9 protein-coding genes are annotated in these 10,282 nt (G+C 60.4%); 4 read left to right on the forward strand and 5 right to left on the reverse strand.

The window, feature by feature from the left end; translation table 11 throughout:
• Positions 1-204: 204 nt before the first annotated feature.
• Entirely contained in the window at positions 205-2,307 is a 2,103-nt protein-coding gene (locus IE187_RS20140) for an AsmA family protein (RefSeq protein ID WP_189677793.1), read from the reverse strand.
• Between IE187_RS20140 and IE187_RS20145 the strand changes: the two genes are divergently transcribed.
• Positions 2,306-2,671, forward strand: a complete 366-nt coding sequence (locus IE187_RS20145; RefSeq protein ID WP_189677794.1) for a hypothetical protein — start codon at positions 2,306-2,308, stop codon at positions 2,669-2,671. The genes IE187_RS20140 and IE187_RS20145 overlap by 2 nt on opposite strands.
• Positions 2,672-3,019: 348 nt before the next feature.
• Here IE187_RS20145 and IE187_RS20150 read toward each other — a convergent pair whose 3' ends face one another.
• Positions 3,020-4,339 carry a phospholipase D-like domain-containing protein gene (locus tag IE187_RS20150; RefSeq protein ID WP_189677795.1) on the reverse strand — a complete coding sequence of 440 codons (1,320 nt, stop codon included), beginning with the start codon at positions 4,337-4,339 and terminating at the stop codon, positions 3,020-3,022.
• Positions 4,336-4,866 carry a DUF2721 domain-containing protein gene (locus IE187_RS20155; RefSeq protein ID WP_229839595.1) on the reverse strand — a complete coding sequence of 177 codons (531 nt, stop codon included), beginning with the start codon at positions 4,864-4,866 and terminating at the stop codon, positions 4,336-4,338. The genes IE187_RS20150 and IE187_RS20155 overlap by 4 nt, the downstream gene beginning before the upstream one ends.
• A 190-nt stretch (positions 4,867-5,056) precedes the next feature.
• Here IE187_RS20155 and IE187_RS20160 point away from each other — a divergent pair, with 190 nt between their 5' ends.
• From IE187_RS20160 to IE187_RS20170, 3 genes are all read left to right on the forward strand, one after another.
• Positions 5,057-6,901: a potassium transporter Kup gene (locus tag IE187_RS20160; RefSeq protein WP_229839596.1), complete on the forward strand. Its 1,845-nt coding sequence runs from the start codon at positions 5,057-5,059 to the stop codon at positions 6,899-6,901.
• Positions 6,902-6,913: 12 nt separating this feature from the next.
• Positions 6,914-7,522, forward strand: coding sequence for a ParB-like protein (locus IE187_RS20165; RefSeq protein ID WP_189677796.1), 609 nt, complete (start codon positions 6,914-6,916; stop codon positions 7,520-7,522).
• 151 nt (positions 7,523-7,673) lie between these two features.
• Positions 7,674-7,835, forward strand: coding sequence for a hypothetical protein (locus IE187_RS20170; protein WP_189677797.1), 162 nt, complete (start codon positions 7,674-7,676; stop codon positions 7,833-7,835).
• A gap of 157 nt (positions 7,836-7,992) precedes the next feature.
• Here the strand turns inward: IE187_RS20170 and IE187_RS20175 are convergent, their stop codons facing one another.
• The gene (locus IE187_RS20175; protein ID WP_189677798.1) at positions 7,993-8,907 is read right to left on the reverse strand and encodes a retropepsin-like aspartic protease; all 915 of its coding nucleotides are present in this window, start codon (positions 8,905-8,907) and stop codon (positions 7,993-7,995) included.
• Positions 8,908-9,180: 273 nt separating this feature from the next.
• Positions 9,181-10,068 (reverse strand): AraC family transcriptional regulator, encoded by an 888-nt coding sequence (locus IE187_RS20180; RefSeq protein ID WP_229839598.1) that lies wholly within the window; start codon positions 10,066-10,068, stop codon positions 9,181-9,183.
• Positions 10,069-10,282: the final 214 nt, after the last annotated feature.

Raw genomic sequence — 10,282 nt, forward strand, 5'->3', positions numbered from 1 at the left:
TGCGCCCGATCCTGCTCGCAGGTTTCGGAGGGACGTGTGCCTCATTGCGAAATTTCTGCAAACATCACCGCCCAGCAACGTTGGTGTAGAACATCGACGAACGTCAATTTGACGGATTAGTCGTTTTATCGCACCGTGAGCAAGTCGCCAACAACCTTCCCGCTGACATCAGTGCTGTCAGCCTGCGCTCTAACTATTATATTTTCAAAAGAGACCTAGAAACTTGTCTTTCTTATCAACGGTGGTGGATGGTGTACCGTTACCGACATTGTTGAGCGTTTTACCTTGGACGTTTCGCTGGGCTGAAGCAGACGCGCCCGACAGGACGGGACCACATGCGGCAGCCTTCGCGTTTCCTATATCGACAAATGCTAGAATTGCGGCGGGTGGTGTTGCCACAAGGGCTAGGCCAATAGCGGTACCCGCACGTGCGGCCAATTGCGGGCTTAATAGGTTTATTTTCGGATTGGCAAAGTGACCTTGAAGCCCAATGGGCGACTGCGCAGAAAAAAGGCTCAACCGCTTGCTTTTTGACAAAAACGCAAGATCTACGGCTTCAGAGTCGAAATTAAATCCGCCTGTTCCCGTCACAATATTTTTCATCGTGTCTATAAGGATTGGGTCGGCAGCTGCTTCGCCATTACGCACCGTAAATCCCAGCAAACCGCAATTTACAGATATTGGCGTTTTTAGCTTGTTCTCGAAAAGCTTTTGAACAAATCCGCCAAGATTTAGTTCTGACAAGACAACGTTCTTGGTGGTTAAGGTGCCGGCGGGCATAATGAAAGCGATGCGACCGCTAGACGTCGACAGTGCCTGATGGAGAGAGTCGCCAATCCCAATGAGCTGAATCCGGCCATGGATTGTGCCTGTGGTGCCTGATTCGGCCACGCCGAACCCAGCTAGCAGCTTGCCCATCGGCGTCGGTGCAAGACGAATGTCGTAAAAGTTGCGCGCTGGCCGTTGCTGCGCATCGATCATCACATCCGCCGCGACGTTGCCACGCGACATGGCGAAAGTGAGCGGCGAGATCTGCAGTTCGCGATCCCTTAAAGCAAGGGTCAAGCTGATGTGCGACAGGGGCACGTGTTTTGATCGCACGACGCCAACGTTCCAGTGAACGTTGGCGTCAAAATTACCGAGCTGATCAACCGGAATGGCTGCATCGGGCAGGAGTCGCTCGGGCGCTGCGCCGGTTGCTGCAGCCGCAGCCTTTGCGCCTCGCGCCGCGACAATGTCGGGATTGTACCCGATGAACGGGGCTACATCGACGATGTCGAGCGTGTGCGTCGACAGCTCGGCGGCGACATGGATGCGGGGTTGGATGTTAGACACGGTGAACTTGCCCGATAGGTCGCTGTTGCCGAATGTGCCGGCCATGCGGGTGAGGCGATACTCGGCCCCGGACTGAACTAGCTGCGCATGGAGCTGGTAGGTCCGCGTCTGTGGAATGGCGACGCCGATAATGCGGAGCAGTTCCGCCAGGTTCCGCCCGGTCGCCCGTACCTGAAGCGGCACGTTCTGGATATCCGCTATCGTGGGCAGCGTGCCCGCTACGTCGATCCGGTTGTGCGCGGCATAGGCAGACAGCGTGAGCTTGTTCTGACCGCGTGTCACCGTCGCGTCGGGGGAAAGCAGTTGAGCGCTGAGCGTGAACGGTGTCGATCGCACGGTTCCTTTGCCAGTCAGCCCGACTGAATGGCCGATCTTCGCATCGGTGGACTGGATGTCGCCGATTTTCAAATCCGTGACCAGTTTCAGCCGCGAGTCGAGATAGTGCACCGTGGTGCCAGTAACGGTCGCGCGGTCGATCAGCGGAAAATCGAGCGGCTTGCCGCCCTTCTTGTCGCTGAACGTCCAGCTATTGGTGGTGTGCGCCGCGTTCCATTCCAGATCGAGAGCGCCGTTGGTCAGGGCCAACCAATAGAGCCGTCGCTTGCCGAAGATCAACGACCAGGGGGAGATACGCGTATCGACCCGATCGGCAGCGAACAGCGTGGGCTTGGTCGCCCAGGAGGGGTTCGCGATACGGATGCCCTCGGCGTAGAATTTGATCTTGATCGGATCAAAAAAGAGCTGGAAATCCCCCGAAACGCTAACCTGGCGGTTCGTCAAGCTGCTCACGACCCGCTCGAGCGGGTGCTTCAGGAAGCGGCCTTTGCTGACGAATAGCACCAGCCATACCGCAAGAATGGCGAGCAGGATTCCACCCAATGTTCGGCGAGCTATCCGCCATCGCCGAGGTTTTGCTACGGGTTTTGTTGAAAAAGCCGGCGGGGCCGGCTCGTTGATAGGCGCTACATCCATGCTCCCCTTAATCGCATGGGCCCGGGAAGGTGGCGAGTCGCCTGTTTTAGATAAAATGGTCACCGGGCTGTTCGACGCTTATCCAAATATCTGCTTCGCGACAGGTGCCTTTGGAAACACCAACATAAAGACGCGGTCACGCCAAGCGTTCGAAGATAGCGTGACCGCATTTAAATTACTGTGCCTTGGCCTTCTTGGCGGCATGGTGATGCCCAATCGCACACCCGGCAGCTGCGCCAGCGACAGCATGACCTTTGCCAACCATATGACCGCCGACGCCGCCTACTGCTGCACCCTTAAGGCAGCCCTTCGCCAGAGCCGGCGAAGCAGACGCAGCAAGCGCAACCGACAACGCCAAAAATAATGTCTTATTCATGCGAACCTCCATTTTTAGAACGCGAAGCTGCGGCGTCTGAACGGGAATTTCATCTAAATTCGATGTCATTTCCGCGGAATATTATATCGGAAGAGCAACGAAGAGCTTCGAAGCCACGCTAGGTCACCGATAGGCCGCACGGACGCGATTTAAAAACGACTATCGTCGCGAAAGGGTTAAGCGACCAAAACGGCCCGCGCCTTCCACAAACGCCGGTCGCTGATTTCAAAAAAGCGGGGCGGCCATCGTCAACAGGTTGTCGAGCAAGCGGCGGGGCAGCGATCGCGCCGCGACACCGTCATGATCGACCTCGACAGAGTGGGCCAGCCACCGGCTTTAGTGAACCGCAACCTCGGCCGCCAGCGCGGCTGATTCGAACACAACATTGTTCTCGAAATTCAGGTCGAGACTGCGGCGATCCATGTTGGCGGAGCCGACCAGCCCAAGCGTATCGTCGACGACCAGGGTCTTGGCGTGCAACAGACCGCCGCGGAATTCGTAGATGTGCGCACCGGCGCGAGCCAGGACGGGATAATAAGCTCGGCTGATCGCGCCGACGATCCGGCTGTCGTTGCGCTGCGGAAAAATGATGGTCAGTCGTACGCCGCGACGCGCGGCCGCCACGATCGCATTGAGCAGCGGCGGATCTGGGGCGAAATAGGGCGTCGTGATCAAGACCCGCTCGCGAGCGGCGGCGAGCACCGCGACGAAGATGTCGGTCATCGTTGCCTGCGGCGACAGCGGTCCGGTCCCGACCGCGATCGCGGAAAAGCCTGACGGTGACGGAACTGGGAGATCGGGGCTCAAGACCGGGCGCATGTCCTCACAGGTTTCCGCCATCCAGGCCGAAGCGAAAATCACTTCGGCCTGCCGCGAGATCGGCCCTTCGTAGCGAATGAGGATATCGACCCACGGGGCAAACTTGCGTTTGGGCAGGAATGCCGGATCCGCGCAGTTCTGGCTGCCGCACCATGTCGTCGCGCCGTCCACGACGACGATCTTCCGGTGGTTTCGCAGATCGGTGCGGTGGCCGGCGAGGAAGCCCAGTCCGAACGGTACCGGTAGCGACGCACACAGCTGCGCGCCTGCCTCCCGCATCGCTTGCCAGTGCAGCGAACGGATGAGCGCGCGCGAGCCGATGGCGTCGGCGACAATGCGGCATGCCACGCCGCGCTTTGCGGCGCGGCACACCGCGTCGACCACCTTGGTGCCGTTGTGATCGCTCAACCAGATATAGAAAGACAGATGGACCGTACGCGTCGCGGCATCGATATCGGCGACGATCGCGGTGATCGCAGCGTCGGGCCCCGATGCAACCTGCGCCGTGTTGCCGATCGCAGTCGGCCAACGGCTCGCCGCTTCACACGTGCGGAACGCGCCGGCGGACGCCGGCGACACTTCGCTCGTTCCCGTCTGCGGCGCGTAGGGAAAAAGCACCGTGTAGCATTCGCGCGCACGCTTCCGAAACGCGTTGGAGATCCAGCGTTCACCGAACAGCAGGTAGAGGATCGTGCCGATCCCCGGAAGGGAAATGAGGAGCAGAACCCAAGCGGCGCGCGCATAGCTGTCGCGATCTTCGAGCAGGATTGCGCGCACGATAATGGCCAGATGGATCGCGGTGAGCGTCAGCCATATCGCGCCATCGACCGTTCTCATGCGTCACCCGACGTCCGCGCACCGCCGCCATGCCGGGTTTGGACATCTTCCTGTTGGTCCCCGTCGGCGTTCGCCTGTTCGCGAACCGAGCGACCCGACAGGACCGTCTCAAACCCGAATGCGGCGAGCGCGGTTATGGCGCAGAGAAGCGCCGATCCGAAAAAGGCGAAGAGGGCGTACCCCGTACCAGCGTTTCGCAAAGCCCCAAGAAAAAGCGTCAGTGCAGCACAGCATGTCAGGGCGCCCGCAAGCGCCGCCAACAAGACCGCGAGGTCGAGCGCGGCGGAGCGAAGGCGCAGGCGGGCCAATTGTCGCGGATGGCGGGCGGCATCGCCTGCCAGACGATCGACGCGGTCGGAAATCCGCCCCAGCCGTGTGGTGAAGACATTCAACAGCGAGGCAAGACCGGTCAGGAGGAAGATCGGTGTCAGCGCGAGCTGGACGACGTGCGCCGCGCCGTTGATATCTGACGTCCCAAACATTGGCCCTTCATGCATGCCCGCGTGCGACGAGGAAAGAGCGATCAATAGCGGCTCCGGTCGGCCTCCGCGGACATGACTAAGACTTTAGTATTCCCGGATCGGCCATACGCCTAGGGACCGGAGCTCGAGACGTGGTAGGGAACGCAAGAACGTGGACGTTGCAACTGTGGCGCGCGAGGCTTCACCCGCGGAATCTAGCCATACCCCCGGCACGCAAGGCCGCATCGCCCTAAGCTTGGCGGCTCTGGGCATCGTCTATGGCGATATCGGCACGAGCCCGCTCTATGCCTTCAAGGCCGCAGTCCATGCGGCGCTTGGCAGCCACGGCGGCAATGTCGGAGTGGCTGCGACGGGCGTCGCGTCGCTGGTTATCTGGTCGCTCATTCTCGTCGTTTCGATCAAATATGCGCTGCTTATCATGCGCGCCGACAATCACGGCGAGGGCGGTGTCGTTGCGATGCTCGCGCTGCTCAACACGCGCGACGCCCCGGCCGGCAGCCGGCGTGCCGCCTTGCTGGTCTTGGGGCTGGTGGGCGCCGCGTTGCTCTATGGCGACGGAGCGATCACGCCGGCGATCTCGGTGCTGAGCGCGGTCGAAGGATTGAAGACGGCGGCTCCCGGGCTTGCGCACTTCGTGCTGCCGATTACGGTCGTGATCCTGATCGGTCTGTTCGCGGTGCAATCGCGCGGTACCGGCTTTATCGGGCGAATTTTCGGACCCGTGATGCTCAGCTGGTTCGTCACAATCGCGGTGCTTGGGATTGGTTCGATCGTGCAAGCGCCGCAGGTGCTCGTCGCATTGAGCCCGATCCCCGCGATCGGCTTTCTGTTCCATGCGCCGCCGGTGGAAAGCTTTGCGGTCCTCGGTGCCGTATTCTTGGCGGTCACCGGCGGCGAAGCCATGTATGCCGACATGGGGCATTTCGGCCGCACGCCGGTGCGGCTGGCGTGGTTCGCGGTCGCGTTGCCGGCGATCGTCCTCAACTATCTTGGACAGGCCGCGTTGCTGACGCTCGAGCCCGGCCAGATCGACAATGCGTTCTACGGACTGGCTCCGGGCTGGGCACAATATCCGATGATCGCGTTCGCGACCGTGGCGACCGTCATCGCGTCGCAGGCGATCATTTCCGGCGTGTTCTCGCTGACGCAGCAATCGATCCAGCTCGGCTTCCTCCCGCGGTTGAGCGTAACGCACACCGCGCGCGAGGAAAGCGGTCAGGTCTATGTCGCCCTGGCCAACTGGCTGCTTGCGCTGGCGACGCTGAGCGCGGTGCTGACGTTCCGGTCGTCCGATGCGCTCGCCGGAGCCTACGGGATTGCGGTCTCAGGGCTGATGGCGATCTCGACCTTCCTGGCAGCGCTCGTCGCGATCCGTTGGGGTTACAGCGTAGTTCTCGTCGTGATGGTCAATGGCGCGCTGATGCTCCTCGACCTGGTGTTCTTCTCGTCCAATGCGACCAAGCTTCTCGAGGGGGGCTGGTTCCCGCTCGTGATCGCGGGTGTCGTCGCTTTCCTGATGCTGACATGGCGGCGCGGCATAGGATTTGTCGAGCAGGCGCGCGTCGGGCTGCGCGAGTCCGAGGATCGGTTCGTCGCGATGCTGGAGCAGCAGGAGATCGCGCGCGTGCCCGGCGTGGCAGCCTTTCTTAGCGCTTCAACCACTGGAATTCCCCTCGCGCTCGCGACGCACGTTCGACACAATAAATCGTTGCAGAAGTCTGTCCTGCTGGTCTCGGTCGTCACCGAGGAGATCCCGACGATGCCCATCGAGCGGCGCGCCGAGGCGCTGGCGCTGGCGGCGGGGTTCTGGCGGGTCATCCTGCACTTCGGCTTTATGGAGGATCTCGATATCCCCACGCGCCTGCGGGACGCCCGGACCGACATCGACGACGCCGACCTGGAGTCGATCAGCTATTATATCGGGCACGAGACGCTGGTGGCCGACCGCGATATCGCCGGAATGTGGCCGTGGCGCGAAGCGCTGTTCGTCTGGATGCAACGCAACGCGACGCCGACCGGCGCATCGTTCGGCATCGCCTCGCGCCAGCTGATCGAAATCGGGACCGAAATCAGGATATGAGGATCGAACGGCATGTCTGACACAACGCTGGGTATCGCGCTCGAAGACCTCCGCCCGACGCAGATGACGGTCGGCTATCGCGAGATCGCGACCAAACGGCGGGAATGGCACGATGCGGGGGCGAAAGACCGCATAAAGCTGCTGCGCAAACACATCGTTCCGGCGGTAATCGGGCCGAAGGGTCGCCCCTATATCGTCGACCACCATCATTTCGTCCGCGCGCTGTTGGAAGAGGGGGTGAACGAGGTCGGCGTCTATATCGTCGCCGACCTGTCGCACCTCGCGAAAGACGAATTCTGGACCTTCCTCGACAACAGCGCGTGGTGCCACGCGTATGATGCCGACGGCGAACGACGTGCGCTTTCTAAAATTCCGAATAAGATGAGCGACCTGAAGGATGATCCCTATCGCAGTCTGGTCGGCGCGCTGATCCGCGCCGGCGGCTGTGCCAAGACCAGCCGCCCCTTCTTCGAATTCCTATGGGCCGATTTTTTGCGTCGCCGCATCAAGCGGTCGCTAATCGACGGAGACTTCGACGAGGCACTCGCCGAGGCGATGAACCTTGCGGGGAGTGACAGCGCTTGCAGTCTACCTGGATGGTGTAAAGGGAGAAAGGGCTGACAGTCTGACGAGATGCTCCCTTTTCCGCATGATCGAGCGGACCATAGTTGAGGCCGCTTGTGCGACCCCAGTTGGCTCCTTCTCTGTCGTTCCATAAGCGCTAAAAGCCGCCCCGATTTCCCGAGGCGGCTCGCGCGCGAAGCGGGTGGTGATGCGCAACAGCTTTCTTTCGGCTCGTCGCGGTAATCGTTTTCATGCCAGTCTGCTGGAGGAAGCCTTCGATCGCATGCCCGGCGTCGAGGGCAGGCAGGATCAGGCGGTCGAATTGCGCGGCATGGGGGCCGGCCAGAGGATGTTCGGAATCGTACGCTAAGCGCGACCGTCCCGATTGGGATCGAGTTTTGGGAATGGCTACCGCTCTGGCGCATCGGACATATGCATCACGGAAACGCTCAATTTTTGTTTATTTTTGGCGCAATGCAAACCAGTGAGTTTTGCATCATGACGGCTTCTGATGCGCCACTGTATTGTCAATGGATGATGGAAAACCTTACCCTGGCAGTCAGGTCCAGAACAACGATTCCGTCCCACACGGGAGCATTGCCGAGCACGCCGACCGTCTGCACTGGCCAGTCAGTGAAGCCAGTTGGCTGAGCAGGATTGGTGAAGACGGTAACGCGACCGAGAACGATCTTGCCGATCGAAACCGGGCTGGCGGAGGGTGCGCCTGGGATAATAAGTGGCTTACCCCAAGCGCTGCCCTGATAGCTCGTCGGCGCGCCTTCGGTGGTCACACGGTTGGTCAGCGTGCGCCAGGTCGCCAGATCGACGTTGAGCGGTAGTTCGCTAGACCCGGTATCGAACACGAATGCGTCGCTGGCGAACGCACCGATCGACAATGGAACGTAGAGTTTTGAGTTGCGCAGCATAGCTCGAACTGAAGGTGCTTCCGCGATAGCTGCGGGAACATCCGCCTCGGCAAATAGACATAAGCGTTTTCCAGGATAATCGAGGACCACGACCTTGCCGAGAAGCGCCGGAAGGCCGAGCGTGCCCTGCACGGTGGGATCGGCTTCCATGTCCGAATTGACGTAGATAGTCGGCCGGTCGAGGCGAGTGTCAGCGACCGTGAACCGCGCGGCTCTGAACGTTTTGCTTCCCGTTTTCGACCAGCTAGCTTGCTCGGCTAAATGCCCATAGAGGCTGGTAACGTCAGCGCCTGTGTCGAGCTGCATCCGCAAGGGCCGACCGTTCATAACCACAGGCACAGTGATCGCGCCGCGCGCCGAACCTTTGTCGTTTACAATCCAGTTGAACGGTACGCATTGCGACTTGGTGTCGAGGCTTGCGGTCGCGCGTTTCAAAGCTGCGCTGGGCACGGTAGCGGGTGGCATGGGCACGGCGGATGCAGCCGCGAGAGCGATGAGTGCGACGACCGTGGACATTGCTTGCGCCTAACAGTGTGCTCGGAAAGGTCAAAGCCTCCTGATGCACGGACTTGTGCTCGACGGTGACTAAAGATCGAAGTCCGGCTTTCATTCCGCCTTTTCGTTATAGTCGCGAACGTCTGCAACGGTGCGTTTCTATCGATCACGCCTACCGTAAGGGAACGGTGGTCAAGACAGGCGGCGCTTTCTCGATGGGGATCGAATTTCGGGGAAATCGGCTGCATGGTCAGTGACAGGATCGACTAGATTCACGCCAAACGTGCGGTCACATTAATCCCTGCTAGCCCGTAGCCTTCCAGCATCGCGCGCAGGCGGTGTGCCGAACATCCGCGTGTACTCACGACTAAATTGCGATGCGCTTTCATATCCGACCGCAAATGCTGCGCTTGTCGCATCGGCATCGGCGAGCAATAGCCGCCTCGCTTCCTGCAGGCGGAGAGTCTTCTGATATTGCAGGGGGCTCATGGCAGTGGCAGCCCGAAAATGGCGATGAAACGTTGCGACGCTCATCCCGGCAATTTCCACCAGTTCTTCAATTCTGACAACCCGATCCAAATTCGTGCGCAAATGGGCGATGGTATCCCGAACTTGTGAAATCCGGCTACCGGCTCGCGCTGCCTGGCGAAGCACCGCTCCTTGCGGCCCCTGTAAAATGCGAAACAGAATTTCACGCTCGATCAAGGGCGCCAGCGTGTCGATTTCGTCTGGCGCATCGAGCAGTCGTAACATCCGCGACCAGGCATCACGCAGTTCGGGCGTCATCGCGCCGACCGCAAACGCGGTGGTATCGGCTTCGTCTTTATGAGGTCCATCAACAACCAGATCCGAAAGGATCTCCTGGTCGATCGCAAGCCGCACTGCCACGTAGGGCGCCTCGGGCAGATCCTCGATCGTGACGCGCGATGCGGGCACGTCGATCGAAGCGATGAAAAAATGATTGCCGTCATAGTGCAGCGTGCGGTCTCCGATGACCACCTGCTTGGTGCCCCGCAACACGATGCCAAGCATGGGCTGGTATAGGGTCCCGATCGGCCAGCCCTGCGTCTGCGCGACATGGAGGCTAACGCGCGGAATCGACGCACGGTCCGATCGAGTGGCGTGGCGGTAGGCCAGGTCGGCGAGAGTTTCGTGCATTAAATCCATATGGTTTTCGCTCAACGTCTGGGCAAGCTTCGGGCGGATTGGATCGGCCGGTGATCGGATCGGGCAGAAGTTTGCGACAATCCGGCGCGGAGGAGCTGCGGGCAGGCGCTATAACGGGACATCGGCATAACGGGACATCGGCTGCCCCGCTTTGTAAATAGGCGTTGAACCGGGACCCCCGATCGGCGTCGAAGAGGGACCCCCTAACAGCATTGAGCCGACGTCGATG

The organism is Sphingomonas glacialis (genome assembly GCF_014653575.1).
GTDB classification, from domain to species: domain Bacteria; phylum Pseudomonadota; class Alphaproteobacteria; order Sphingomonadales; family Sphingomonadaceae; genus Sphingomonas; species Sphingomonas glacialis.

Excerpts from the sequence above, each read along its gene's own strand:
- IE187_RS20145 (WP_189677794.1), top strand. The coding sequence starts at position 2,306 with ATGCTCCCCTTAATCGCATGGGCCCGGGAAGGTGGCGAGTCGCCTGTT.
- IE187_RS20140 (WP_189677793.1), bottom strand. The coding sequence starts at position 2,307 with ATGGATGTAGCGCCTATCAACGAGCCGGCCCCGCCGGCTTTTTCAACA.
- IE187_RS20150 (WP_189677795.1), bottom strand. The coding sequence starts at position 4,339 with ATGAGAACGGTCGATGGCGCGATATGGCTGACGCTCACCGCGATCCAT.
- IE187_RS20165 (WP_189677796.1), top strand. The coding sequence starts at position 6,914 with ATGTCTGACACAACGCTGGGTATCGCGCTCGAAGACCTCCGCCCGACG.
- IE187_RS20170 (WP_189677797.1), top strand. The coding sequence starts at position 7,674 with ATGCGCAACAGCTTTCTTTCGGCTCGTCGCGGTAATCGTTTTCATGCC.
- IE187_RS20175 (WP_189677798.1), bottom strand. The coding sequence starts at position 8,907 with ATGTCCACGGTCGTCGCACTCATCGCTCTCGCGGCTGCATCCGCCGTG.